The organism is Streptomyces kronopolitis, assembly GCF_014646275.1.
GTDB classification, from domain to species: domain Bacteria; phylum Actinomycetota; class Actinomycetes; order Streptomycetales; family Streptomycetaceae; genus Streptomyces; species Streptomyces kronopolitis.
The window spans coordinates 100,479-126,942 of record NZ_BMND01000016.1 but is presented as its reverse complement, the minus strand read 5'-3'; the positions used below and the strand labels follow the sequence as shown (position 1 = coordinate 126,942).

The 26,464-nt window shown below is 72.2% G+C and carries 19 protein-coding genes; 5 read left to right on the top strand and 14 right to left on the bottom strand.

Translation table 11 applies throughout. The annotated features are described in order from the left end of the window. Positions 1 to 21 precede the first annotated feature (21 nt). From IEY78_RS18810 to IEY78_RS18775, 8 genes are all read right to left on the bottom strand, one after another. Positions 22 to 1,224: a phosphoglycerate kinase gene (locus IEY78_RS18810; protein WP_189099768.1), complete on the bottom strand. Its 1,203-nt coding sequence runs from the start codon at positions 1,222 to 1,224 to the stop codon at positions 22 to 24. A gap of 113 nt (positions 1,225 to 1,337) precedes the next feature. Beyond that, positions 1,338 to 2,342, bottom strand: a complete 1,005-nt coding sequence (gene gap, locus IEY78_RS18805; RefSeq protein WP_189099766.1) for a type I glyceraldehyde-3-phosphate dehydrogenase — start codon at positions 2,340 to 2,342, stop codon at positions 1,338 to 1,340. 248 nt (positions 2,343 to 2,590) lie between these two features. Next, positions 2,591 to 3,580 carry a DNA-binding protein WhiA gene (gene whiA / locus IEY78_RS18800; RefSeq protein WP_018091880.1) on the bottom strand — a complete coding sequence of 330 codons (990 nt, stop codon included), beginning with the start codon at positions 3,578 to 3,580 and terminating at the stop codon, positions 2,591 to 2,593. Next, positions 3,571 to 4,635 carry a gluconeogenesis factor YvcK family protein gene (locus tag IEY78_RS18795; RefSeq protein ID WP_189099764.1) on the bottom strand — a complete coding sequence of 355 codons (1,065 nt, stop codon included), beginning with the start codon at positions 4,633 to 4,635 and terminating at the stop codon, positions 3,571 to 3,573. Before IEY78_RS18795 ends, whiA begins: the two co-directional genes overlap by 10 nt. Next, complete coding sequence (gene rapZ, locus IEY78_RS18790; protein ID WP_189099762.1) at positions 4,632 to 5,576, bottom strand: RNase adapter RapZ; 945 nt, start codon at positions 5,574 to 5,576, stop codon at positions 4,632 to 4,634. Before rapZ ends, IEY78_RS18795 begins: the two co-directional genes overlap by 4 nt. Further along, complete coding sequence (gene uvrC / locus IEY78_RS18785) at positions 5,573 to 7,687, bottom strand: excinuclease ABC subunit UvrC (RefSeq protein ID WP_189099760.1); 2,115 nt, start codon at positions 7,685 to 7,687, stop codon at positions 5,573 to 5,575. The genes rapZ and uvrC overlap by 4 nt, the downstream gene beginning before the upstream one ends. 539 nt (positions 7,688 to 8,226) lie before the next feature. Continuing rightward, positions 8,227 to 9,087, bottom strand: a complete 861-nt coding sequence (locus IEY78_RS18780; protein ID WP_189099759.1) for a hypothetical protein — start codon at positions 9,085 to 9,087, stop codon at positions 8,227 to 8,229. A 449-nt stretch (positions 9,088 to 9,536) separates the two neighbouring features. After that, entirely contained in the window at positions 9,537 to 9,950 is a 414-nt protein-coding gene (locus IEY78_RS18775; RefSeq protein ID WP_189099757.1) for a Rieske (2Fe-2S) protein, read from the bottom strand. 393 nt (positions 9,951 to 10,343) lie between these two features. Between IEY78_RS18775 and IEY78_RS18770 the strand changes: the two genes are divergently transcribed. Further along, entirely contained in the window at positions 10,344 to 11,390 is a 1,047-nt protein-coding gene (locus IEY78_RS18770) for a LacI family DNA-binding transcriptional regulator (protein ID WP_189099755.1), read from the top strand. Then, positions 11,387 to 12,379, top strand: coding sequence for a carbohydrate kinase family protein (locus IEY78_RS18765; protein ID WP_189099753.1), 993 nt, complete (start codon positions 11,387 to 11,389; stop codon positions 12,377 to 12,379). Before IEY78_RS18770 ends, IEY78_RS18765 begins: the two co-directional genes overlap by 4 nt. 215 nt (positions 12,380 to 12,594) lie before the next feature. On the opposite strand, the gene uvrA is transcribed toward IEY78_RS18765, so the two are convergent. Further along, entirely contained in the window at positions 12,595 to 15,603 is a 3,009-nt protein-coding gene (gene uvrA / locus IEY78_RS18760; RefSeq protein ID WP_189099751.1) for an excinuclease ABC subunit UvrA, read from the bottom strand. 263 nt (positions 15,604 to 15,866) lie between these two features. Further along, positions 15,867 to 16,592 carry a TetR/AcrR family transcriptional regulator gene (locus IEY78_RS18755; protein ID WP_189099749.1) on the bottom strand — a complete coding sequence of 242 codons (726 nt, stop codon included), beginning with the start codon at positions 16,590 to 16,592 and terminating at the stop codon, positions 15,867 to 15,869. Between the two features lie 59 nt (positions 16,593 to 16,651). Between IEY78_RS18755 and IEY78_RS18750 the strand changes: the two genes are divergently transcribed. From IEY78_RS18750 to IEY78_RS18740, 3 genes are all read left to right on the top strand, one after another. Then, a complete protein-coding gene (locus IEY78_RS18750; RefSeq protein ID WP_189099748.1) occupies positions 16,652 to 18,211 on the top strand; it encodes an FAD-dependent monooxygenase in 1,560 nt (519 codons plus the stop codon). A gap of 128 nt (positions 18,212 to 18,339) precedes the next feature. After that, positions 18,340 to 19,083, top strand: coding sequence for a maleylpyruvate isomerase family mycothiol-dependent enzyme (locus tag IEY78_RS18745; RefSeq protein WP_189099746.1), 744 nt, complete (start codon positions 18,340 to 18,342; stop codon positions 19,081 to 19,083). Between the two features lie 9 nt (positions 19,084 to 19,092). Then, a complete protein-coding gene (locus tag IEY78_RS18740) occupies positions 19,093 to 19,749 on the top strand; it encodes an MBL fold metallo-hydrolase (RefSeq protein WP_189099744.1) in 657 nt (218 codons plus the stop codon). 86 nt (positions 19,750 to 19,835) lie between these two features. Here the strand turns inward: IEY78_RS18740 and IEY78_RS18735 are convergent, their stop codons facing one another. From IEY78_RS18735 to uvrB, 4 genes are all read right to left on the bottom strand, one after another. Continuing rightward, on the bottom strand, positions 19,836 to 20,819 hold the full coding sequence (locus tag IEY78_RS18735) for a TerC family protein (RefSeq protein WP_189099742.1): 984 nt from the start codon (positions 20,817 to 20,819) through the stop codon (positions 19,836 to 19,838). Positions 20,820 to 21,057: 238 nt separating this feature from the next. Further along, positions 21,058 to 23,181: a TerD family protein gene (locus IEY78_RS18730; protein ID WP_189099740.1), complete on the bottom strand. Its 2,124-nt coding sequence runs from the start codon at positions 23,179 to 23,181 to the stop codon at positions 21,058 to 21,060. A gap of 104 nt (positions 23,182 to 23,285) precedes the next feature. After that, positions 23,286 to 23,864 carry a TerD family protein gene (locus IEY78_RS18725; RefSeq protein WP_189099738.1) on the bottom strand — a complete coding sequence of 193 codons (579 nt, stop codon included), beginning with the start codon at positions 23,862 to 23,864 and terminating at the stop codon, positions 23,286 to 23,288. 239 nt (positions 23,865 to 24,103) lie between these two features. Beyond that, positions 24,104 to 26,236 carry an excinuclease ABC subunit UvrB gene (uvrB, locus tag IEY78_RS18720; protein ID WP_189099736.1) on the bottom strand — a complete coding sequence of 711 codons (2,133 nt, stop codon included), beginning with the start codon at positions 26,234 to 26,236 and terminating at the stop codon, positions 24,104 to 24,106. Positions 26,237 to 26,464: the final 228 nt, after the last annotated feature.

Genomic DNA, 26,464 nt, shown 5'->3' with positions numbered 1-26,464 from the left:
CATTGAGAGCAGTCACGATGTTCAGTCCTCCAGAGCGGCGAGGCCGGGGAGCGTCTTGCCTTCGAGGTATTCGAGGCTGGCGCCGCCGCCGGTCGAGATATGGCCGAAAGCATTCTCGTCGAAGCCCAGCAGCCGGACCGCGGCGGCACTGTCACCGCCGCCGACGACGGTGAAGGCGTCCGAGTCCAGCAGGGCCTGCGCGACGGCCCGGGTGCCGCCCGCGTAGTCGGGGTGCTCGAAGACACCCATGGGGCCGTTCCAGAAGACCGTGCCCGCGTCGGCGAGCTTCGCGGCGTAGAGCTCGCGGGTCTTCGGGCCGATGTCCAGGCCCTCCTTGTCGGCCGGGATGCCGTCCGCGGCGACGGTGTCGGGGTGCGCCGGGGCCTTGGTCTTCAGGTCCGGGAACTCGGCCGCCACCAGGACGTCGACGGGCAGGACGAACTCCACGCCGCGCTTCTCGGCCCGTGCGAGGTACTCCCGGCAGGCCGGGACTTGGTCCTCCTGGAGCAGCGAGATACCGACCTCGTGGCCCTTGGCCTTGAGGAAGGTGTAGGCCATGCCGCCGCCGACCAGGATCCGGTCGGCCTTCTCGATCAGCTGGTCGATGACGGCGAGCTTGTCGGAGACCTTGGCGCCGCCGAGCGCGACGACGTAGGGGCGCCGGACGTCCTCGGTGAGCTTCTTCAGGACGCCGACCTCGGTGGCGATCAGGTCGCCGGCGGCGTGCGGCAGGCGCTTCGGCAGGTCGTAGACGGAGGCGTGCTTGCGGTGCACGGCGCCGAAGCCGTCGCCCACGTACAGGTCGGCGAGGGCGGCGAGCCGGTCGGCGAAGGCGCCGCGCTCGGCGTCGTCCTTGCTGGTCTCGCCCGCGTTGAAGCGCAGGTTCTCCAGCACGGCGACCTGGCCGTCCACCAGGGCGGCGGTCACGGACGCGGCGGACTCGCCGACCGTGTCCGTCGCGAACGCCACGTCCCGGCCCAGGAGTTCACCCAGCCGCGCGGCCGCGGGGGCCAGCGAGAAGGCCGGGTCCGGGGCGCCCTTGGGACGGCCCAGGTGCGAGGCGACGATCACCTTGGCGCCGCGCTCGACGAGCTTGGCGATCGTCGGCGCGACGGCGCGGATCCGGCCGTCGTCGGTGATGGTGGTGCCGTCCAGCGGCACGTTCAGATCAGCGCGGACGAACACGCGCTGTCCGGCGACCCGGAGGTCGTCGATCGTCTTCATGAGGAAGTGACTCCGTTTGCGTAGGTCGGTCACGGGACGGGGCCCGTACGACGCATCTTCGCGTCCTACGAGCCCCGTCCTCACATCTCGGTACCTCGGGTGTCAACCAGAGGTCAGAGCTGGCCGCCGACGAAAGTGGTCAGATCCACCAGGCGGTTGGAGTAGCCCCACTCGTTGTCGTACCAGCCCACGACCTTGACCTGCTTGCCCTGCGACATCGTCAGCTTCGAGTCGAAGGTGCAGGAGGCCGGGAAGTTCACGATGTCCGAGGAGACGATCGGGTCCTCGGTGTACTCGAGAATGCCCTTGAGCTGGCCCTCGGCCGCCTTCTGGAAGGCGGTGTTGATCTCGTCCTTGGTGACCTCGCGCTCCAGCTCCAGCACCAGGTCGGTGACCGAGCCGGTGGGGACCGGCACGCGCATGGCGATGCCGTCCAGCTTGCCCTTGAGCTGCGGGAGGACCAGGGCGGTGGCCTTGGCGGCACCGGTCGAGGTCGGGATGATGTTCTCCGCGGCGGCGCGGGCGCGGCGCAGGTCGCTGTGCGGGAAGTCCAGGATGCGCTGGTCGTTGGTGTACGCGTGGACCGTGGTCATCAGGCCCTTGACGATGCCGAAGTTCTCGTCGAGCACCTTCGCCATCGGCGCCACGCAGTTGGTGGTGCAGGAGGCGTTGGAGATGACGTGGTGCTGGGCCGCGTCGTACTTGTCCTGGTTGACGCCCATCACGATCGTGATGTCCTCGTCCTTGGCGGGCGCGGAGATCAGGACCTTCTTGGCGCCGGCCTGGAGGTGCTTGGCGGCGTCGGCCTTCTTGGTGAAGATGCCGGTCGACTCGATGACGATGTCGGCGCCCAGCTCCGCCCAGGGGAGGTTCGCCGGGTCGCGCTCGGCCATCGTCTTGAAGGTCTGGTTGCCGACGGTGATGGTGTCGTCGGTGTGGCTGACGTTCTGCTTGAGGCGACCCAGAATGGTGTCGTACTTCAGCAGGTGCACCAGAGTGGCGTTGTCGGTCAGGTCGTTGACACCGACGATCTCGATGTCCGCACCCTGCTCCAGGAGCGCGCGGAAGTAGTTGCGACCAATGCGGCCGAATCCGTTGATGCCTACGCGGATCGTCACGAACCGATCTCCTCGTTAGGTACGCCGATGAGTTACCGGCGAGCTGTATGGGCTGTCCCCGACCGCCTCCGACCCTACCCCCAATAAGAGACGTACGTGACATTGACAAACGGGCCTCCGATACCTCAAACGAGCACCCCCGGACGTGCCCTTCGACGCCGGTGCGCACCACTCCCGAGCTGCGGCGATACGGGAGGGACGGCAGGGGCGTGAAGAGACGCCGGGGGTGTGCCGGGCAGGGGGCTTCGTCAGCCCACCATGCCCTCGGCGAGCTCCTCGGTGAGGTTGGATTCCGTGCCCGGAATGCCGAGGTCCTGGGCCCGCTTGTCGGCCATCGCCAGCAGCCGGCGGATCCGGCCCGCGACGGCGTCCTTGGTCAGCGGCGGGTCGGCGAGGGCGCCCAGCTCCTCCAGGGAGGCCTGCTTGTGCTCCATGCGCAGCCGGCCGGCCGCGGCGAGGTGCTCGGGGACCTCCTCGCCGAGGATCTCCAGGGCCCGCTGGACCCGGGCGCCCGCGGCGACCGCGGCGCGCGCCGAGCGGCGGAGGTTGGCGTCGTCGAAGTTGGCCAGGCGGTTGGCGGTGGCGCGCACCTCGCGGCGCATCCGCCGCTCCTCCCACGCGAGCACCGACTCATGGGCGCCGAGCCGCGTCAGCAGGGCGCCGATGGCGTCACCGTCACGGACGACGACGCGGTCCACGCCGCGCACCTCGCGGGCCTTGGCGCCGATGCCGAGCCGGCGGGCGGCGCCGACCAGCGCGAGCGCCGCCTCGGGGCCGGGGCAGGTGACCTCCAGCGACGAGGAGCGGCCGGGCTCGGTCAGCGAGCCGTGGGCCAGGAAGGCCCCGCGCCAGGCCGCCTCGGCGTCGCAGGTCGCCCCGGAGACCACCTGTGGGGGCAGTCCGCGGATCGGGCGGCCGCGGCCGTCCACCAGGCCGGTCTGCCGCGCCAGCTGGTCGCCGCCGGCCACGACCCGGACGACGTAGCGGCTGCCGCGCCGCAGGCCGCCGGGGGCCATCACCACCAGGTCGGAGCTGTGCCCGAAGATCTCCAGGATGTCCTTGCGCAGGCGCCGGGCGGCGATGCCGGTGTCCAGCTCCGCCTCGATCACGATGCGTCCGCTGACCAGGTGCAGACCGCCCGCGAACCGCAGGATCGACGAGACCTCCGACTTCCGGCAGCAGGTCCGGGTGACGGGGAGCCGGGAGATTTCATCCTTCACCGCTGCCGTCATCGCCATGGGCCGATCCTTCCATGCATCCGAAAAATACGGTCGTACGCGGCTGCCAGCAGCTCCGGGTCGTGCCGGTCGGGGGCTCCCCCGGCGCTCGACCGGGCGTCGTCTCCTCGTGCGGCGACCGCCGCCAGCTCGACCTCGCTGCCGACCAGCTGCTTTGCGGCAGCGGTCAGTCCCTCGGCGTCGGGCACGGCGGCCTTGTCGGCCAGCACCACGTCGAAGGCGAGTTTAGGGGCGTGTCGGGCCAAAACCTCCAAATGACGCTGCGGGGAGAAGCCATCGGTTTCGCCCGGTTGGGGCGCAAGGTTGAGCGAAAGGACCTTTCGGGCCTTCGTCTCCTCCAGCGCTTCGCGCAGCTCGGGCACCAGCAGATGCGGGATCACCGAGGAGAACCAGGACCCCGGGCCGAGCACCACCCAGTCGGCGTCCCGCACGGCGGCGACCGCCTCGGGGACGGCCGGCGGCTCCTCGGGGACCACATGGACGGACTGCACCTCGCCGCAGGTCAGCGCGACCGTGGCCTGCCCGCGGACCGTGGTGATCTCGTCCGGGCGGGCCGGGTCGTGCCCCTTGACCTGCGCCTGGAGCTCCAGGGGGACCGCCGACATCGGCAGCACCCGGCCGTGCGCGCCGAGCAGCTTGCCGACCAGGTCGAGGGCCTGGACATGGTCGCCGAGCTGCTCCCACAGCGCGACGATCAGCAGATTGCCGACCGCGTGGTCGTGCAGCTCCCCCTCGCTCTGGAAGCGGTGCTGGATCACCCGCGACCAGGTCTGGCCCCAGTCGTCGTCGCCGCACAGGGCGGCCAGCGCCTTGCGCAGGTCGCCGGGCGGCAGGACGCCCAGTTCGTCGCGCAGCCGGCCGCTGGAGCCGCCGTCGTCGGCGACCGTGACCACGGCGGTCAGGTCACCGGTGATCCGGCGCAGCGCGGTCAGCGAGGCGGACAGGCCCATGCCGCCGCCGAGCGCGACCACCTTGGGGGTGGCGCCCTTGGTCGTGCGCCCGCTGGGCACGAAGCGGCGGACCCGGCGCAGCCGTGGAGTGGTACGCCCGCTCACTCGCGCCCCATGTCGCGGTGGACGATGACGGTTTCCACCCCTTCGGTGACCAGGCGACGGCCGAGCTTCTCGGACATCGCGACGCTGCGGTGCTTGCCGCCCGTGCAGCCCACGGCGATGGTCACATAGCGCTTGCCCTCGCGGCGGTAGCCCTCCGCGACGATCCGCAGCAGCTCGGCGTAGCCGTCCAGGAACTCCTTGGATCCGGGCTGGCTGAAGACGTAGCTGGAGACCTCGTCGTTGAGGCCCGTGAAGGGGCGCAGCTCGGGGACCCAGTGCGGGTTGGGGATGAAGCGGCAGTCGATGACCATGTCGGCGTCGACCGGCAGGCCGTACTTGAAGCCGAAGGACATGACCGTGGCGCGCAGCTCGGGGACCTCCTCGCCGGCGAACTGGGCGTCCATCTTGGCGCGGAGTTCATGGACGTTGAGGCTGGAGGTGTCGATGACCAGGTCGGCGTCGCCGCGCAGCTCGCGCAGCAGATCGCGCTCGGCGGCGATGCCGTCGACGATCCGGCCGTCGCCCTGGAGGGGGTGCGGGCGGCGCACCGACTCGAAGCGGCGCACCAGGGCCTCGTCGGAGGACTCCAGGAAAACGATGCGGCGCTTGACGTTCTGCGCGTCGAGGGTGGCCAGCGACTCCTTGAGGTTGGCGAAGAACCGGCGGCCGCGGACGTCGACGACGACCGCGATCCGGGCGACGTTGCCCTGCGAGCGGGCGCCCAGCTCGACCATCGGCGCGATCAGCTCGGGCGGGATGTTGTCGACCACGAACCAGCCGAGGTCCTCCAGGCACTTCGCGGCCGTGCTGCGGCCGGCGCCCGACATCCCGGAGATGATCACCAACTCGGGGATCGCGGCGCTCTCGCCCTGGTCGGTCGTGCCCGTGTTCACCTGTGCACCGTCTCTCTCGGGTTCCTGCGCTTCGTGCGGTGTGCTCATCGTTCCTGCCCCCGTTCTGCCGACAACGCGGCCGGTGGGGCCCCGTCGTCTTCAATGATCTCTCCTGTGGCGGTGTTCACCGCGGGGGCGGACGGCGCCGCCCCGGCCAGCGCCGCGGCGACCGTCTCGGCGGTCTTGCGGCCGATGCCCGGCACCTCGCAGATCTCGTCGACCGTCGCGGCCCGCAGCTTCTTCAGCGAGCCGAAGTGCTTGAGCAGCGCCTGCCGGCGGGTCTCGCCCAGCCCGGACACGGCGTCCAGCGGCGAGGCCTTCAGCCGCTTTCCCCGCTTGGTGCGCTGATACCGCAGGGCGAAGCGGTGCGCCTCGTCGCGGACGCGCTGGAGGAGGTAGAGGCCCTCGCTGCTGCGCGGCAGCACGACCGGGTCGTCGTCCCCGGGCAGCCAGACCTCTTCGAGGCGCTTGGCCAGGCCGCAGACGGCGACGTCGTCGATGCCGAGCTCGTCCAGAGCCCGGCGGGCGGCCGCGACCTGCGGGGCGCCGCCGTCGACGACCACGAGCTGGGGCGGGTAGGCGAACCGCTTGGGGCGGCCGTCCTCGTCGACCGGGCGGCCGGCGCCCGGCTCCACGGGGGCGTCGGTCTCCCCGGGGCCGTGGGTCTCCCCGGGGACCCCGGCCTCCACAGGGGCGTCGCCGGCCGGCTCCTCCGTCCACTCGCCGGACCGCTGCTTCTCCTGGAGGTAGCGCCGGAAGCGGCGGGCGATGACCTCGTGCATGGACCGGACGTCGTCCTGGCCCTGGCCGTGCCAGACCTGCTCGTCGCCGACCCGGCCCTTGATCTGGAAGCGGCGGTATTCGCTCTTGCGGGCGAGGCCGTCCTCGAACACCACCATCGAGGCGACCACGTCATCGCCCTGGAGGTGGGAGATGTCGAAGCACTCGATGCGCAGCGGCACCGAATCCAGCCCGAGCGCCTCGGCGATCTCCTCCAGCGCGCGGGAGCGGGTGGTCAGGTCGGAGGCGCGCTTGGTCTTGTGCAGCGCCAGCGCCTGCTGGGCGTTGCGGCCGACCGTGGCCATCAGGTCCTTCTTGTCGCCGCGCTGCGGGATCCGCAGCGAGACCTGGGAGCCGCGGCGGTCGGAGAGCCACTGCGCGACCGGCTCGACGGGCTCGGGCAGCGCCGGGACCAGGACCTCCTTGGGGACGGCGTCGCCCCGCTCCTCGCCGTACAGCTGCTGGAGGGCGTGCTCGACGAGGTCGCCGGTGGTGACGGCCTCGACCTTGTCGGTGACCCAGCCGCGCTGGCCGCGGACCCGGCCGCCGCGGACGTGGAAGATCTGGACGGCGGCCTCGAATTCGTCCTCGGAGACGGCGATCAGGTCGGCGTCGGTGGCGTCGGCGAGGACCACCGCGCTCTTCTCCATGGCCCGCTTGAGCGCCCCTATGTCGTCCCGCAGCCGGGCGGCGCGCTCGTACTCCATCTCCTCGGCGGCCTCCTGCATGCCGCGCTCCAGGCGGCGGAGGTAGGCGCCGGTGCGGCCGGCCATGAAGTCGCAGAACTCCTCGGCGAGTTCGCGGTGCTCCTCGGCGGAGACCCGCCCGACGCAGGGAGCCGAGCACTTGCCGATGTAGCCCAGCAGGCAGGGGCGGCCGATCTGGGCGGAGCGCTTGAAGACGCCGGCGGAGCAGGTGCGCACCGGGAAGACCCGCAGCATCAGGTCGACGGTCTCGCGGATGGCCCAGGCGTGGCCGTAGGGGCCGAAGTAGCGCACGCCCTTCTTCTTGGCGCCGCGCATCACCTGGACGCGGGGGAACTCCTCGTTGAGGGTCACCGCCAGATACGGATAGCTCTTGTCGTCGCGGTACTTGACGTTGAAGCGGGGGTCGAACTCCTTGATCCAGGTGTATTCCAGCTGGAGCGCCTCGACCTCGGTGGACACGACGGTCCATTCCACGGCGGCGGCGGTGGTGACCATCGTGCGGGTACGCGGATGGAGGCCGGCCAGGTCCTGGAAGTAGCTGGCCAGGCGCTGGCGCAGGCTCTTGGCCTTGCCGACGTAGATGACCCGGCCGTGCTCGTCGCGGAACTTGTAGACCCCCGGCGAGTCGGGGATCTGTCCCGGCTTGGGTCGATAGCTGCTGGGGTCTGCCATGCACACCACCCTACTGACCACCACCGACAATCACGGCGCCCCGGCCACTGCGCGGTGGCCGGGCCCGGGCCGGTCCGGTGACCCCGCCCGGGGCCGGTCCGGTGGCCCCGCGGTGTCGCACCGCCGTGGCCGGGCCCCCGTGGGCGCCGCCTGTGGCGCGGGAGGGGTTGCGGGGTGGTGGGGGGGAGGGGCTCGGGCGTCGTGGGACGGGAGGAGGTGGGTGGGGCTGGGGTGATGGGTGAGGGCGGGGGTGCGTGGTCCGGTCGGGGTGGGCGTCAGGGCTCGGTCGCTTCGGGGTGGCGCGCGAGGGGGTGGGGCGGCTCCCCGTTCCCGGGGGCTCGCGGGGTGCGTCGGCGGGTGTGTGGACAGGTGGGCGGCAAGCGGCCGGACGGGCGGCTCCAGAGGATGACGCCCCGTCAATCCCCCTACGGGCCGGGCTCACCCGTCCATCCGTAGCGACCCCCATCTCCGGCGCTCCGGCAACGGCGAGACGCCCGGCTCGGTAGCCGTACCGCTGGCCCGGTGGCTATACGGGTGGCTCAGTGGCTGTACCGGCGGCGCAGTGCCACTCCGGCGGACAGTCCCAGGGCAAGCAGCGCGGCGGCGGCCGCCACCGTCGAGGCCGCGGCCACCGGGAAGGAGTCGCCAGCCAGCGCCGTGGCCTCCAGGGGCGCCCTGTGGTGATGCCACCTGGTGGCATGCCGCCCGTGGCCGCCGTCCTCGGCGCGCTTGCCGTACGCGGAGCCCGCCGCCTTGGCGCCGTAGGCCTTCGCCACCCGTGTGCGGTAGGCGGCGACGGTGGTGCCGTGCGCGCCGACGGCCGCGCGGGCGTCGGCGTCCAGCGGCTCGATCCGGTCGCCGTGCTGGACGTACCAGGCGTCGATCCGGGGCTCCCGGAAGACCGTGCCGCCCTGGTCCCGCGCGGCCGCGGGCGCGGCGTAGCGGGCCTCCTCGTCGCCGCCGGTGATGGTGACGACCTTCCAGGCGCCGCCCCGCTCGGCGGTCCACACCGAGGCGGTGCGGCCGTCGGCGGCCACCGCTTTGGTGGCGAGGAATTCCAGCCGGGCGACCGGGGCCGCGGACCGGCCGTGGACGAAGTCCGGTGACAGGCCGTACACGGGAACCGTGCCGCCCACGAGGCGCGGGGCGGCCTGTGCGGCCCCGGCCGCCCCGGCACCGCCGCGCCGCCGCTCGCCGGCGAAGTACCGGGCGAGCCGGTCCAGGGTGGCGGGCGCGCCGGCCGCCGCATCGGCGACGGTGAGACTCGCCCGGGCCGGGACCCGCGGCGCGGGGGCGGGTGCGGCCGGTGCGGTGTGCGGGGCGAGGCCGATGAGGGCGGTCGCGACCGCCCCGGTGGCGACGGCGCGGCAGGCGGTGCGGACGGCGGTGCGCTTCGTCATGGCCTCAAGGCTCCTCTCCACTACGGGGAGTGTGTCCAGGCGAAGGAGCTGCCGTTCACGTAGTAGTCGAAATCGTCCCAGTGGTGGCGATTATTGGTCGCCAGAGATCGCCGCGGTAGACCCAATTGCGTGCCGTGTCATGTCCGTACATCACATGCATGTGGCCACCGCCGGAGGCCCACCGGATCCTGATCCCCGCCGAACACCCGGTGCCGACCTCCCTCCGCACGGGGTCGCGACGGAGCCAACCGCGTTCGGGAGAGCCCAGGTTGGGGTGGGGAACGGAGTCGGTGGCGGTGAGCCGTCCGTGGCGGGAGTGGACAGGCTCGAACGCGGCATCACCAGCAGCGCGGCCGGGCTCAGTTACCGGCAGCAGGGCGTCCGCGAGCGTCCCGAGTCCCGGCGAGCGGGTGCGCGCCCGGAGGAGGTTCGAACGGCAGACCGATGCCTCAGCCCGCGATCAGCTTGCCGTTCTTGGCCTTGACCGGGACCTCGGGCAGCGGGTCGGCCGCCGGCCCCTGGAGGACCTTGCCGGTGGTGACGTCGAAGCGGCTGCCGTGGCAGGGGCAGCTGCCCTCCTTCTTCTCGACCTCCGACAGGATGCAGCCGGCGTGGGTGCACTTGGCGCTGAAGCACTTGTAGGTGCCCTTGGCGGGCTGCGACACCACGAGGCGGTCCTCGCGGTAGAGCTTGGCGCCGCCGACCGGCACCTCGGCCGCCGCCCCGAGCTCCACCGGCTGGTCGGGCACCGCCGAGGCGTTCGCGCCCGAGTCCCCCGGCGAGCAGGCGGCCAGCCCGAAGCCGGCGGCACCCGCGAGCGCGGCTCCCCGCAACACGGTGCGGCGGGCGGGTGGCTGGCTCATGGCTGCTCCAGAGGGGACGTCGTCAGTGGCTGGCGGCTGACGACGATACCGGCACAGACCGCTCCGCTTCCGGCCGGGCCGGACGTCCCGCGACAGGCCCCGGCGGCCCTCCCCGTATTTGCGGCCAGGGTCCGCGACCACGACAGGTGGCGGGCGGCGGGAGCGCGTCACACCGGCGCAGGTCGGGCCGGTGCTCTCACCTCCCCGGGCAGACGGCAGGGGACGTCGTCCGGGTGTCTGCACAGGAGAGCCGCCCGCCCCACGGAACTCCGCGTAAACGCTTACGTAAGCGTTTACGTTTGCCCGCTGGGCTCGTAGGGTGGGCCCTCGCAGGACGGGACCGCGCCGAAAGCGGCGGCCCCGGGACGCCGCACCTACGGGAGAGAGCACCGGATGACGACGATGGCGGATGTGGCGCGGCGCGCGGGGGTGTCCGTCGCCACGGTCTCGCACGTGCTGAACGGGACGAGGCCGGTGCGCCCCGGTACCCGTGATGCGGTGCTCGGCGCCATCGACGCGCTCGGCTACACCCACAACACCCTGGCCCGCTCCCTGGTCACCGCCCGCACCCGCTCGATCGGCCTGGCGGTCTCGGCGATCAGCAACCCGTACTTCACCGAGATCCTCCAGGGCGTCGAGGCCGGTGCCCTGGCGGCCGGCTACAGCCTGCTGCTCGCCGATCCGCACGACGACCCGCACCGCGAGCGCACGGTCGTCCAGCTGCTGCACGAGCGGCGGGTGGACGGCATGATCGTCGCGCCGTCCGCGGAGCCCGCCGAGATGGTGGCGTACCTGGCCCGGCGCGAGGTGCCCACCGTCTTCCTGGACCGGCTGGTGGGCGACGGGCACGACCAGGTGTGCGCCGACAACACCGGCCCGGTGCGGCAGTTGGTGGAGCACCTGGCCGACCGGGGGCACACCCGGATCGGCCTGGTGGCCGGCCTCCCCGGGCTGAGCACGACCACCGAGCGCGTCCAGGGCTACCGCGAGGGACTGCACGCCCGCGGGCTGCCGTTCGCCCCCGAACTCCTCGCGAGCGGCAACTCCGAGGCGGCGGGCGCCCAGGACGCCACCCGGCAGCTGCTCGCCGCGCCGGCGCCGCCCACCGCGCTCGTCACCGCCAACAACGCGATGACCATCGGCGCACTCCGGGCGCTGCGCGAACGGGGCCTGGAGGTGCCCCGCGACATCGCTCTCGCCTGTTTCGACGACTTCTCGTGGGCCGATCTGTTCACGCCGCGGCTGACCGTGATCGCCCAGCCCAGCAGGGAGATCGGGGCGGTGGCGGTCCGGCTACTGCTGGCGCGCCTGGAGCAGCCGGACCGGCCGCCGCGCACCGTCCGCCTCCCCTGCGACTTTGTGCACCGCACCTCGTGCGGCTGCCCCGAACCCGCCCCGGCCGCGCCCCCGTCCGCCCAGGAAAGGAACCCCACCCCGTGATCGTCGTCGCCGGCGAGGCACTGATCGACCTCGTCCCCAGTCCGCAGCAGCCCTCCCCGGCCCGGCCGGGTGAGGAGGACGCCGCCCCGGACGGCCGGCTTCCGGCGCTGCAGCCGCAGCGCGGTGGCGGCCCGTACAACACCGCGGTCGCGCTGGGGCGGCTGGGCTCGCCCACCGCGTTCTGCTCCCGCGTCTCCACCGATGCCTTCGGCGCATCGCTGCTGGACGGGCTGCACCGCAGCGGCGTGGACACCTCGCTGGTGCAGCGCGGCAGCGAGCCGACCACCCTGGCGGTGGCCGACATCAGCCCGGACGGGTCGGCTGGCTACGGCTTCTACGCCGAGGGCACCGCCGACCGGCTCTTCGCCCTGCCGCCGGCGCTGCCCGACACGGTCCGCGCGCTGTCCCTGGGCACCTGCTCGCTGATCCTGGAGCCGGGGGCGAGCGCCTATGAGTCCCTGTTGCGCCGCGAGGCCGGGCGCGGGGTCTTCACGGCCCTGGACCCCAATATCCGGGCCGGTCTGATCCCCGACCCGGACGCCTACCGGGCCCGCTTCCGCGCCTGGCTCCCCGACGTCGCCCTGCTGAAGCTGTCGGAGGAGGACGCCTTGTGGCTGGCGGGAGCCGAGGACGCGGCGGACGGCGGCCGGGAGGCGGTCACCGCGGCGGCCAAGGAGTGGCTGGACGAGGGGCCGGCGGCGATCGTCCTGACCCGCGGCGGGGACGGCCTGACGGTGCTGACGCGAGGCGGCGCGCTGTCGGTCCCCGGCGAACGGGTCGAGGTCGTCGACACCATCGGTGCCGGTGACACGGTCAACGCCGCCTTGCTGCACCGCCTGGACGCCCATGGCGCCCTGTCGTACGCCGCCGTCCGCGCGCTCGGCGACGACGACTGGCGCGACATCCTGCGGTTCGCCGCCCGGGCGGCCGCGGTGACCTGCTCGCGCGCGGGCGCGCAACCGCCGTTCGCGGCGGAGGTGGCGGGGTAGCGGAGTGGCGTTGTAGCGGAGGTGGCGGGGTGAGGGTGGCCACGCAGGAGACGGCGACGGCGTAGCAGGTGCGGCAGCGCGCTCCTGGGGTCCGCCACCTTGTGCGGCGACCAACCGCCACCGTGCCCGGGGGTCCGCTGCCCGGTGCCGCGACGGGCCGCCACCGCCCCTGGGGAGTGCGGTGACGGCCCGTTCCGGGAGCGTGCTCGCCGGGGTCAGGTCCGGCGGGCCCGCGCCGTCGACTTCGTGGCGGCGGTCTTCGTAGCGGCCGTCTTCTTGGCCGCGGTCTTCTTCGCGGCGGCCTTCTTGGCGGGGGCCTTCGCCGCCGCGGACTTCTTGGCCGCCGGCTTCCTGCCGGACGCCGCCGGAGCCGCATCGCTGACGCGGCCGCCGAGGATCTCCCGCAGGAACTTGCCGGTGTGGCTGGCGGGGATCGACGCCACGTCCTCCGGGGTGCCCTCGGCGACGACCAGACCACCGCCGTTGCCGCCCTCGGGGCCCATGTCGACGACCCAGTCCGCGGTCTTGATCACATCGAGGTTGTGCTCGATGACGATCACCGTGTTGCCCTTGTCGACCAGCCCGGACAGCACATTGATCAGCTTGCTGATGTCGTCGAAGTGCAGACCGGTGGTCGGCTCGTCGAGGACGTAGACCGTGCTGCCCGTGGAGCGCTTCTGGAGTTCGCTGGCGAGCTTGACGCGCTGCGCCTCACCGCCGGAGAGCGTCGGCGCGGACTGCCCGAGCCGGACGTACCCGAGGCCGACCTCGTGGAGCGTCTTGAGGTGCCGGGCGATGGTGGGCACCGCCTCGAAGAAGCTCAGCGCCTCCTCGATGGGCATGTCCAGCACCTCGGCGATGGACTTGCCCTTGTAGTGGACCTCCAGCGTCTCCCGGTTGTAGCGCGCCCCGTGGCAGACCTCGCACGGCACATACACATCCGGCAGGAAGTTCATCTCGATCTTGATGGTGCCGTCGCCGGAGCAGTTCTCGCAGCGGCCGCCCTTGACGTTGAAGGAGAAGCGCCCCGGCAGATAGCCGCGGACCTTGGCCTCCATCGTCTCCGCGAAGAGCCTGCGGACGTGGTCGAAGACGCCGGTGTAGGTGGCCGGGTTGGAGCGCGGGGTGCGGCCGATCGGCGACTGGTCGACATGGACGACCTTGTCCACCAGATCGTCACCGGCGACCCGGGTGTGCCGCCCCGGCACCGACTTGGCGCCGTTCAGCTCGCGCGCGAGGTGGGTGTAGAGGATGTCGTTGACCAGCGTCGACTTGCCGGAGCCGGAGACGCCGGTGACGGCGGTGAACACCCCGAGCGGGAAGGAGACGTCGATGTCGCGGAGGTTGTTCTCCTTCGCGCCGTGCACCGTCAGCCGCCGCGCCGGGTCGGCGGGCCGCCGGATGTCCGGGGTCGCGATGGACTTCTTGCCGGACAGGTACTGGCCGGTGATCGACTCCTTGGTGGTGAGCAGCTGCTTCATCGGGCCGCTGTGCACGACCTTGCCGCCGTGCTCGCCCGCGCCGGGGCCGATGTCCACGACCCAGTCCGCGATCTTGATGGTGTCCTCGTCGTGCTCCACGACGATCAGGGTGTTGCCCATGTCGCGCAGCCGCACCAGGGTCTCGATGAGCCGGTGGTTGTCGCGCTGGTGCAGGCCGATCGACGGCTCGTCGAGGACGTAGAGCACGCCCACCAGGCCGGAGCCGATCTGGGTGGCGAGCCGGATGCGCTGGGCCTCGCCGCCGGAGAGGGTGCCGGCCGCGCGGTTCAGCGAGAGGTAGTCCAGGCCGACGTCGACCAGGAACTTCAGCCGCTCGTTGACCTCCTTGAGGACCCGCTCGGCAATCTTCTTCTCCCGCGCGTCGAGCCTCATCTCCCGCAGGAAGTCGGCGCAGTCGCTGATCGACATGGCCGCGACCTCGGCGATCGACTTCTGCTGGACCGTGACGGCGAGCACGATCGGCTTGAGCCGGGTGCCCTCACAGGTCGGGCAGGGCACCTCGCGCATGTAGCCCTCGAAGCGCTCCCGGCTGCTGTCGCTCTCCGCCTCGGAGTGCCGCCGCTTGACGAACGGCACGGCTCCCTCGAAGGGGGTGGTGTAGGCCCGCTGGCGGCCGTACCGGTTGCGGTAGCGCACCTCGATCTGGGTCTTGTGGCCGTGCAGCAGCGCCTTCTTGGCGCGGGCCGGCAGCCCTGCCCAGGGGATGTCCGTACGGAATCCGAGGGCGTCGGCCAGCGCGCCGACCAGGCGGCCGAAGTACTCCTTGGTGTGGCCGTGCGACCAGGGGTGGATCGCGCCCTCGTCGAGGGAGCGGTCCTCGTCGGGGATGATCAGCTCGGGGTCGACCTCCATGCGCGTGCCGATGCCGGTGCAGTCGGGGCAGGCGCCGAAGGGCGAGTTGAAGGAGAAGGAGCGGGGCTCCAGCTCCTCGAAGGAGAGGTCGTCGTAGGCGCAGTACAGATGCTCCGAATACATCCGCTCGCGCTGCGGGTCGTCCGCGTCCAGATCGACGAAGTCGAGGATGACCATGCCGCCGGAGAGCCCGAGGGCGGTCTCGACGGAGTCGGTCAGGCGGCGCTTGGCGCTCTCCTTGACCGTGAGGCGGTCGACGACCACCTCGATGGTGTGCTTCTCCTGCTTCTTCAGCTTCGGCGGCTCGGAGAGCTGGATCGTCTCGCCGTCCACCCGGGCGCGGCTGTAGCCCTTGGCCTGGAGGTCGGAGAAGAGGTCGACGAACTCGCCCTTGCGCTCGCGCACCAGCGGGGAGAGCACCTGGAAGCGGCTGCCCTCGGGGAGTTCGAGCACCTTGTCGACGATGGCCTGCGGCGACTGCCGGGCGATCGGCCGCCCGCACTCGGGACAGTGCGGCTTGCCGATACGGGCGAAGAGCAGGCGGAGGTAGTCGTAGACCTCGGTGATCGTGCCGACCGTCGAGCGGGGGTTGCGCGAGGTCGACTTCTGGTCGATCGACACCGCGGGGGACAGGCCCTCGATGAAGTCCACATCGGGCTTGTCCATCTGCCCGAGGAACTGCCGGGCGTAGGAGGAGAGCGACTCGACATAACGCCGCTGCCCCTCGGCGAAGATCGTGTCGAAGGCGAGCGAGGACTTGCCCGACCCGGAGAGCCCCGTGAAGACGATGAGGGAGTCGCGGGGGAGGTCGAGCGAGACGTTCTTGAGGTTGTGCTCGCGAGCGCCACGGACGATGAGACGGTCGGCCACGCCGGTCGGCACCTTTCTTGGAAGGGGGCGGGGGCCGCGGCCCCGCGTCCGCCGCGCGGTGGGTGAGCAGAGGCGACGGAGCGGAAGAGCCCCCGCTCCAGGGTAGGGGGCCCGCCGCGGCACTGTTGTCGGGATGCCACGCACGAGCTTATAGCACGCGCATTCGATTTTGAGAGGTCGCAAGCCCTCTTCACCCGAACGTGTGGCGGCCGCACAATCTTCCCGACCCGCCCGCACGCCCGTACGCTGCGGAAACGCCCGCGTCAGGCGAGGTCGGGCAGTGCCCGCTCCAACGCGTTGAACGTGCGGTGCAGCACCTCCGTGTACTCAACGGCCGTCGCGTCCACCGGGTCACCCCCGAGCTGCCGGGCCAGCGCGCCGGCGGCGGCCGCCCGCACCCCCGCGACGATCAGCGCCGCGGCCAGCCGGGCGTCGTGCCCGGGCCGGTCCGGCTCGCCGCCCGCGGCCTCCGCGAGCACCCCGGCGAGGTCGCCCTCCACCTCCTCCAGCGCCTCGCGGCCCCGCGCCCGCAGCGCCGGGGAGTCCAGCACCGTGCGCCAGAAGCGCCCGAACCCCTCCCCCACCGCGGACAGCGGATGCCGCTCCGCCACCAGCCCGAGCATCAGCGCGCGCAGCGCGGCGAGCGGCGAGCGGTCCGCGCCGCGCTCCCGGACGGCGCGGGTGATCAGCTCCCGCGCCTCGGGGATCCGGTCCAGGAAGAGGTCCTCCTTGCGCGGGAAGTAGTTGAAGACCGTCATCGTCGAGACCTCGGCGGCGCGGGCCACCTCGGCGACCGTGACGTGGTCGAATCCGCGCTCGATGAAGAGCAGCGTGGCCTCGCCGGAGATCCGCTGCCGGGTCTGCAGCTTCTTGCGCTCGCGCAGCGTCAGCCGCCCGTCCTCCCCGGCGAAGCCGCTCTCCCCTCGCGGGCCGCCGGTCCGCACCCCGTCCGCCGTCCGCGCGCCGCCGCGCCGCTCCTCGTCCGCCATGGCCGGAATTCTAGCCAATCTTTAGTCGCCATAATTTTTTAGTGACTACACTCATGTGCATGCGCCATGACGTAGACGTAGTAGTGGCAGGGGGCGGCCCGGTGGGGCTGATGCTCGCCTGCGAACTCGCACTGGCCGGTGTCCCGGTCGCCGTCCTGGAACGGCTGACCGAGGTGGACACCACGATCAAGGCGGGGTCGATCAACACCCCCGCCGCCGAGGCCTTCTACCGCCGCGGGATGCTGCCCGCGCTGGCCGAGGTGCAGCGCACCGCCTTCGGGAAGTTCGACTCGTTCGTGCGCGAGCGCCGGGACACCGGTGCCTCCCCGGTGCGGCAGCCGGCGAGGTTCGCCGGGCATTTCGCCGGCATCATGCTGCGCGGCGACCTGCTGGACTCCTCCGATCCGGACTTCGACGGCCCCGGGCCCGCCGCCGAGGTCGGTCTCGTGGCACAGGCGGACCTGGAGCGGCTGCTCCAGGTCCGGGCCGCCGAACTCGGGGTGGACCTGCGCCGCGGCACCACCCTGACCGGGTTCGACGCCGCTGCGGACGGCGTGCACGTGCACACCTCGGACGGGTCGCTGCGGGCCGGCTGGCTGGTGGGCTGCGACGGCGGCCGCAGCACGGTGCGCCGGCTCGCCGGCTTCCCGTTCCCCGGCACGGCGCCCGAGATCACCGGCCGGCAGGCCCTGGTGGAGCTGACCGGCGGCGAGGCGCTGGGAGCCGGGTGGAACTGGACCGGGACCGGGACGTACGCCCACGGCCCGCTGCCCGGCCGGCTGCTCACCGTGGAGTTCGACGGGCCGCCGGCGGACCGCGAATCCCCGGTCACGGCCGAGGAGTTGGAGGCCTCCCTGCGGAGGGTCTCCGGGGTGCCGGACGTGCGGATCCACAAGGTGCTCACGGCGACCCGGTTCACCGACAACGCACGCCAGGTGCCCGATTACCGCTCGGGGCGGGTGCTGCTGGCCGGTGACGCGGCGCATGTGCACGCGCCGTTCGGCGGCCAGGGGCTGAACCTCGGCATCGGCGACGCGCTGAACCTCGGCTGGAAGCTCGCCGCCACGGTGCGCGGTTGGGCGCCGGAGGGGCTGCTCGACACGTACACGGCCGAGCGGCATCCCCTGGGGGCGTGGGTGCTGGACTGGGCCCGGGCCCAAGTGGCGCTGATGCGGCCGGAGTCGCACGCCCGGGCGCTGCGCGGGGTGCTCGCCGAACTGGCCGGCACGACCGCCGCCACCACGTTCTTCGCCAAGAAGATCTCCGGCGTCCAGCAGCGCTACGACCTGCCCGGCGACCATCCGCTGACCGGCCGAAGCGCCCCCGACCTGGAGTTCTCCGACGGCACCCGGCTCGCCGACCGGCTCCGGGACGGCCAGGGGCTGTTGCTCGACCTCACCGGGGACGACAGCGTGCTCCGGCGCGCGACGGGTTACGGCTCCCGGATACGGCTGCTGCGCGCGGACTGCCCCGGGCGGCCCGGTCTGGCCGGCCTTCTGGTACGGCCGGACGGCTGCACCGCCTGGGCGGCGGACTCCCCCGGCGGGCCGGACACCGGCGACGCGCTGACGGCCGCGCTCCGGCGCTGGTTCGGCACGCCGGACGACGGGGCGGCCTGACCGCCCATGGGCGGCGCCGGCGGCCCGGCCGTCGCGCGCCGCCCGCCCTGGCCGACACGCTCCCGCGCACGCCCCGATCGGCGCACGGCGCACTCCCGCCGGCGCCCCGGCGGCGCTAGCGTCGGACCATGACCCTCAACCCGCCTGACTTCCCCCGCGATGTGGCAGCCGTCCGCGAGGCCACCGGCCGCCTCATGGCCTCGGTGCGCACGCTCGACGACGCGGCGCTCGCCGAGCCGTCGCTGCTCGCCGGCTGGACCCGCGGCCATGTCCTGACCCATCTGGCACGCAACGCGGACGCCCTGGGCAACCTCCTGACCTGGGCGCGGACGGACGTGCGGACGCCGATGTACGCGAGCGGCGAGGCGCGCGATCGCGACATCGAGCGGGGCGCCGCCCGCCCGTTGGCGGCACAGCTGGCGGACCTGGAGGAGGCGGCGGCACGCTTCGACGCGGCCATGGAGGCGCTGCCCGAGGCGCGCCGGCCGTTCGAGGTCGAGATGCGCAACGGCGTCGTCGAGCGGGCCGACCGGCTGCCGATGCGGCGGCTGACGGAGGTCGAGCTGCACCACGTCGACCTCGGCATCGGCCACACCGTCGACCAGCTGTCGCCCGCCTTCGTCGACAGCGAGCTGGCCTTTCTGTGCACGGTCAAGTTCGCGGGCCGTCCGGAGCTGCCCGCCCTGGAGCTGCGGGCCGACGAGGGCGGCCGGTGGCGCACCGGCCGGTGGGAGGCCGCGGCGGGCGGCGAGGCCGCGCCGGTGGTCGTGACGGGCCCGGCGACCGCGCTGGTCGGCTGGCTCACCGGACGCGGTGACGGCGGCAAACTCGACAGCCATGGCTCCGAGCTGCCCGCCGTACCGCCGCTCTAGAGTGGTCCCATGGGCTACAGCGGAGCAGTGAAGGTCGGCGGACCGGCCGACGTGCACGAGCTGACCGACCTGATGATCTCGAAGGTCGCGGTCGGTCCGATGAACAACAACGCCTATGTGCTGCGGTGCCGGGCGACCGATGAGCAGTTGCTGATCGACGCGGCCGCCGAGCCGCGCACTCTTCTCGCCCTGATCGGTGACAGCGGCATCTCCTCGGTGGTCACCACGCACCGGCACGGTGACCACTGGGGCGCGCTGCGCGAGGTGGTCGATGCGACGGGTGCGCGGACGTATGCCGGGCGGTACGACGCCGAGGGCATCCCCGTTCCCACCGAGGTGCCGGTCGACGACGGCGACACGCTCACCGTCGGCCGGGTCGAGCTGACCGCGCGTCATCTGGTCGGGCACACCCCGGGCAGCATCGCGCTGGTCTACGACGACCCGCACGGCGCCCCGCATCTGTTCACCGGGGACTGCCTGTTCCCCGGCGGCGTCGGCAACACCTTCGGCAGCGCCGAGAACTTCGTCCGGCTGATCGACGATGTGGAGCGCGAGCTGTTCGACCGGCTGCCGGACGAGACCTGGGTGTATCCGGGCCACGGCAACGACACCACGCTCGGTGCGGAGCGGCCGCAGCTCGCGCAGTGGCGCGAGCGCGGCTGGTAGGCGAGCGGCACCCACCGGACGGCGCCCGGCCCGCTCCCCCTCGGAGCGGGCCGGGCGCCGTCGTGGCATCCGGGCGGGCGGCGGCCTCAGACGCCGCTGTCCTCCTTGACCGCGGCCTCGCCCTCCGCCTGCTTCTTCGAGGCCCGCAGGCTGGTGATCGTGGTGACGATCAGCACGGCGCAGATGACGCCCAGCGAGACCGGAATGCTGATCTCCGGAACGGGCACCCCGGACTCGTGCAGCGCGTGCAGCACCAGCTTGACGCCGATGAAGCCCAGGATGATCGACAGGCCGTACGAGAGGTGGACCAGCTTCTTCAGCAGTCCGCCGATCAGGAAGTACAGCTGCCGCAGACCCATCAGGGCGAAGGCGTTGGCGGTGAAGACGATGTACGGGTCCTGGGTCAGACCGAAGATCGCCGGGATCGAGTCCAGCGCGAACAGGACGTCGGTGGTACCGATCGCCAGCATGACGATCAGCATCGGCGTCATCAGCCGCCGGCCGTTCTCGACGATGAACAGCTTGGTCCCGTGGTAGGTGTCGGTCGACGGGAAGCGCTTCTCGACCATCTTCAGGAAGCGGTTCTCCTCGAACTCCTCGTCCTCCTCCTCGGCGCGCGCCTCCTTGATGAGCTTCCACGCGGTCCAGATGAGGAACGCGCCGAAGAGGTAGAACACCCAGGAGAAGTTGGCGATGATCGCGGCGCCGGCGCTGATGAAGCCGGCCCGCAGCACCAGCGCGATCAGCACACCCACCATCAGCACCCGCTGCTGGTAGATCGCCGGGACCGCGAACTTCGCCATGATCAGGACGAAGACGAAGAGGTTGTCGACGCTCAGGGACTTCTCGGTGATGAAGCCGGCGAAGAACTCACCGGCCGGTGCGGTGCCGGCGAACAGCAGCAGCCCGACGCCGAACAGCGCGGCGAGCGCGATCCAGACACCGGTCCAGATTCCGGCCTCCTTGAGGGAGACCTCGTGCGGTTTGCGGCCACCGATGAAGAAATCGGCGGCGATCAGGACGCACAGACCAAGAATGGTCAGCGCCCACAGGGTAGGGGAAACGTCCACTGCTCCTCCGGCAGATTCGTACGGCACTCACAGCGTCGTCGCTGCCGGAGGTCTCTTCCACCCCGCCGCCCCTCGAGGGGCGGGACCGACGCCCCGGGATCTCGTCACACTCGCAATCCGTGATGACGGGTACGTCGCGTAGGAATACTCCCCTCCGCACAAAGAAGCGTAAAGGAAGCCCAATGAATAGTAAAGAGAAGGGTAAAATTGCAGGTCGCGGCGGCCGTCACGGCAGTCGTCAGGGCAGCCTTCGCGCGGCTGCGGCCCGCTCCAGTGTCTGCCGCACCACCTGACTGCCCCGGGGCGCGAGCAGGGGTTCATAGGTCCAGGCGTGCCCGACCCAGGGGTCGGCGAGGTGGGCGTCGGGGACGGGGGTGATCCGCAGCAGGGAGCGCCACAGCGGGTCCAGCACCGGGCCGTGCTCCCGGGCCCCGGCGCGGTCGGCGACGATCAGGAGATGCACCCCGACCGCCGGCCCCTCGTCGGCCAGATAGCGGAGCCGGGTGAGCGCGCGGTCGTCGAAGCCGTACGGGAAGTCGTGCACGATCAGCAGCTGGTCGGCGGGGTCGAGATCCGGCGGCAGCGCGTCGGCGGCGCGGTGGCGGACGGCCATCTGCATCAGCTCGACCCGCCGCGTCAGGTCGTCCAGGACCGAGGCCACCCCCGGGGCGCCGGGCACCGGAAGGGCGGGCAGCACACCGCTCTCCACCAGGGGCGCGAGCGCGGGCGCCGCACCGCCGGCCGGGTCGATGACCTGGACCGCGAAGCCGCCGGGCGGGTGAACGGCGAGCAGCCGGGCGGCGAGCGCGACGGCGGTCTCCATGGCCAGGCGGCGCAGCGCCGCCTCGTCGGGCGGCCCGTCGGTGAGCGCACTGCCCAGCTCCCGCCGGCCGACCTCCCGCTCGGGGTCGGGTCGACCGCCGTGGGCCTGGGCGGGCGGCCCGCTGTCGATCCACAGCCCGCGCTCCAGGGGGAGCCGGACGAGCATGGGGATCCGCAGGTCCGGGGCCTCCGGGAGGTGGAGATCGCCCAGGCGCAGCGCCATCGGCCGCTCCGGGGAGGCGTGGTGGCCCTGCCAGACGGGGCTGTCCCAGCCGGCGAAGGCCGGCGGCAGTGCGGGCTCCACGACCTCCGACTCGGCCACGAGCTGGCCCAGATCGCGGTCGAGGACGGCGCGCGCCCGGGTCAGGAGGGTGGCGTGCCGATCGCGGGCGGTGGCACGGGCGGCGTCGGCGGCCGTACCGAGGCGGCTGCGCGGGTCGGCGAGGGCGTCGTCGAGCTCCTCCTCCAGACGGGTCCGGGCGAAGTCGGCGGCGCTGCGGTAGGCGGCGACCGAGCGGGCCAGGTCCTCGAACATGCCCCAGACCTGGTGGTAGAGCCGCTCCTCCATGCTCCATCCGACGGCGTCACCGGCCACCGGCACCGGGGGGCCGTCGGGTGGGACGGGGCCGTTGGGCGGGGTGGCGGCGTCGGTTGTAGCAGGTGTAGCGGGGCCGTCGGCCGGCGCGCTCGGTGAGGGCGTGGGGGACGGGGACGGGTCGGGGGATGTGGAGGTGGTGGTGTGGCGTCGGGGGTGCCTGTAGTCGACGGGGGTGTCGGCAGGCGGGTTGGAGGGTGCCCCGGCTTCGGGTGCGACTGCGGCTGCGGCTGCGGGGCCGGTTCCCGTTCCGTGCGCCGGGGCTGTCGGGGCGTCAGATGCTGTGCGGTGCGCGGGGGACGGCAGATCCCCTGCGGGCGGGGCGGCCGGGGCGGCACCGGACGATTCGGTGCGGGCCGCCGCCACGGGGGCGGGCGCGGGGACCGAGCCGTCCTGCCCGAAGCCGACCGCCTGCTCGATCTCCGCGGCCAGGTCCGTCGCCCGCGGCAACCCATGGTCCTGCAGCATCGCCGGGAGGCCGCCCTCGTAGCCCTGGCCCACGGCACGCACCTTCCAGGCGCCCTGCCTGCGGTAGAGCTCCACAGCGACGACGGCGGACTCGGGGCCCAGGCCGGTCAGGGTGTAGCGCGCGAGGGCGGTGCCGTCGAGGCCGGTGACCGTGACGGAGGGCGCGGCGGCCGCGCCGAAGGTGGCCGGCGCACCGCTCCCGCCGGGCAGTGCCAGCAGCACCCCGACCCGGTGGACGGCCTCGGGCAGCGCGTCGAGATCCACCACGAGGCGCTGCTCGGCGGCCGCCTGACGGGGAACCTCGACCCCGGTGCGCCGGGGCGCGCCCGGATGCGCCACCGCCTCCGGGCCGGCGAGCCTGCCGTCCGCGTCGCCGAGCGTGACCCCGGCGATGACGGGACCGCCCGCCGCCACCCGGATCTCCACCCGCGTCCGGTCCAGCGGATGGTTCTGCCCCCGGACCAGCTCGGCCGTCATCGGTGTTCCCCCTGCTTGTCGTGGCGCGTTCCCGGCCTGGCTCCGGGCGGCGGGCCGGAGCGCCCGGGGCGGCGCGGCCCGGTGCACGCTGCCGCGGTGGGTGGCTACAGGTGCGGCAGGATCGCCGGCACGAGGTCCTGGAAGGTACGGCCGACGGAGGGCTCACCGATGGCGGTCATCTGCCAGCCGCTGCCCACCCGGTGCACCTTGGACATGACCTGTGCGGTGTAGTCGCCGCCGCCGGTGAGGGTGTAGCGGGCCAGCTCCTCGCCGGTGGTCTCGTCCACCAGGCGGCAGAAGGCGTCCTGCACCTCGGCGAAGGTCTGGCCGGTGAAGGAGTTGACGGTGAACACGATCTGGTCGATGTGCACCGGCACCCGCGCCAGGTCCACCAGGATCGCCTCGTCGTCACCGCCCTTGCCGGCACCGCCGACCAGGTTGTCACCGGTGTGCCGGACCGCACCGTCATCGCTGGTCAGGTGCTGGAAGAAGACGACATCTATGGGCTTCTTCTCGGCGAACAGCACCGCCGAGGCATCGAGGTCGATCTCGCTGGTCCGCCTCCCGAACAGCCCGCGGCGCGGCGCCGAACGCCACCCCAGCCCCATCCGCACCGCGGTCAGGCTTCCTCCATCGGACTTCTCCAGGCTGATGCCCTGCCCCTTGGACAAATTGACCGACACGCGCCGTCCCCTCTCTGTACTGTCCCCGCCCAGCTTTCCGGCGGCCCCTTCGACCCTATGCACGCCGACGCGCCGACGGCGGATCCGGCCCGCCTTTTGTGGCGCTTCTGCAACACATCGGGAGCCGCCGGGCATCAGCCGTTCACTTGCGGTGATGCCCCACAGCGACGGATTCGGCCCCGCCGGGCGGACCGACCGGGGCGCCCCCCTGTGCACTCGCCCTCTCCTGACACCGCCCCCTACTTCACCCCGGCCTCCCGCATCTGCCGCAGCTCCTTCTTCAGTTCGCCGACCTCGTCACGGAGCCTGGCGGCGACCTCGAACTGCAGCTCGGCCGCGGCGGCCCGCATCCGCTCCGTCATCTCCTCGATGAGCTCGGCCAGTTCGGCGGCGGGACGGTCCGTCAGGGCCGCCGCGTCCTTGCCGCCCTTGCCCTTCGCGGCCTTGCCGCCCAGCGCCGGGACCGGTGCCTTGCCCTTGCTGTCCTTGGTCTCCGCGCCCTGGCGGTACCCCGTGCCCAGCAGCTCCTGGGTGTCGATCTCCTCCCGGGCGATGGTGGCGACGATGTCGCCGATCTTCTTCCGGAGCGGCTGCGGGTCGATGCCGTTCGCCTTGTTGTAGGCCAGCTGCTTCTCCCGGCGGCGGTTGGTCTCGTCGATGGCCTTCTCCATCGCCGGGGTGACCTTGTCGGCGTACATGTGCACCTGGCCGGAGACGTTGCGCGCCGCGCGTCCGATGGTCTGGATGAGCGCCGAACCGGACCGCAGGAAGCCCTCCTTGTCGGCGTCCAGAATGGCCACCAGGGAGACCTCGGGGAGGTCGAGGCCCTCCCGCAGCAGGTTGATGCCGACCAGGACGTCGTACTCGCCCGCCCGCAGCTCGCGCAGCAGCTCCACCCGCCGCAGGGTGTCCACGTCGCTGTGCAGATAGCGGACCTGGATGCCGAGCTCGAGGAAGTAGTCGGTGAGGTCCTCGGCCATCTTCTTGGTGAGGGTGGTGACCAGGACGCGCTCGTCCTTGTCGGTGCGCGCGCGGATCTCGTGCACCAGGTCGTCGATCTGGCCGTCGGTGGGCTTGACCACCACCTCCGGGTCGACCAGGCCGGTCGGACGGATGATCTGCTCCACGAAGCCGTCCCCGCGGGCCAGCTCGTACGGGCCCGGGGTCGCGGACAGATACACCGTCTGCCCGATGCGCCCGAGGAACTCTTCCCACTTCAGCGGCCGGTTGTCCATGGCCGACGGCAGCCGGAAGCCGTGCTCGACGAGGGTGCGCTTACGGGAGGCGTCACCCTCGTACATGGCGCCGATCTGCGGGACCGTGACATGCGACTCGTCGATGACCAGGAGGAAGTCGTCCGGGAAGTAGTCGATGAGGGTGTTGGGCGCGGAGCCGGGCTCGCGGCCGTCCATGTGCATGGAGTAGTTCTCGATGCCCGAGCAGGAGCCGATCTGACGCATCATCTCGATGTCGTAGGTGGTGCGCATCCGCAGCCGCTGGGCCTCCAGCGTCTTGCCCTGCTTCTCCATGGTGGCGAGGCTGTCCGCCAGCTCGGCCTCGATCCCGGCGATGGCCCGCTCCATCCGCTCCGGTCCCGCGATGTAGTGGCTGGCCGGGAAGATGTACAGCTCCTGGTCGTCGCTGATCACCTCGCCGGTGAGCGGGTGGAGGGTGGACAGCGCCTCGATCTCGTCGCCGAACATCTCGATCCGCACGGCCAGCTCTTCGTAGACCGGGAAGATCTCGATGGTGTCGCCCCGCACCCGGAAGGTGCCGCGGGTGAAGGACACGTCGTTGCGGGTGTACTGGATGTCGACGAAGCGGCGCAGCAGCTGGTCGCGGTCGAATTCGTCGCCGACCTTCAGCGGCACCATCCGGTCGACGTACTCCTGCGGCGTACCGAGGCCGTAGATGCAGGACACCGAGGCGACCACGACGACATCACGCCGGGTGAGCAGCGAGTTCGTGGCGGAGTGGCGCAGCCGTTCGACCTCCTCGTTGATGGAGGAGTCCTTCTCGATGTACGTATCGGACTGCGGGACGTACGCCTCGGGCTGGTAGTAGTCGTAGTAGGAGACGAAGTATTCGACGGCGTTGTTCGGCAGCAGTTCGCGGAATTCGTTGGCGAGCTGGGCCGCGAGGGTCTTGTTGGGCGCCAGGACGAGCGTCGGGCGCTGCAGCTTCTCGACCATCCACGCGGTGGTCGCCGACTTTCCGGTACCCGTGGCGCCCAGCAGGACGACGTCCTTTTCACCCCCGCGGACGCGCTTCTCCAGCTCGGCGATGGCCGTCGGCTGGTCACCGCTGGGCTGGAAGGGGCTGACGACCTCGAAAGGCGCCACCGTGCGTTCGATCTTCGATACGGGCCGCATGGAATCCACCGTACGACCCTGCACTGACAATCGAGGCGAGTAGCGCTCTGACCTGCCTCTTTGCGGGATGAGAGGAGCGTCGCGCGGTGGCCGGCGGGGCCCGGTCGGCGCAGGCGGTGCGGTCGGCGGACCGCGCGGGGCGGACGGCGGACCGCGCGGAGTGCGGCGGCCCCCGCGCGGAACACTGCGGGGGCGGGAGCCGAGCCGGTGCCGGGGCATCCGGCGGGC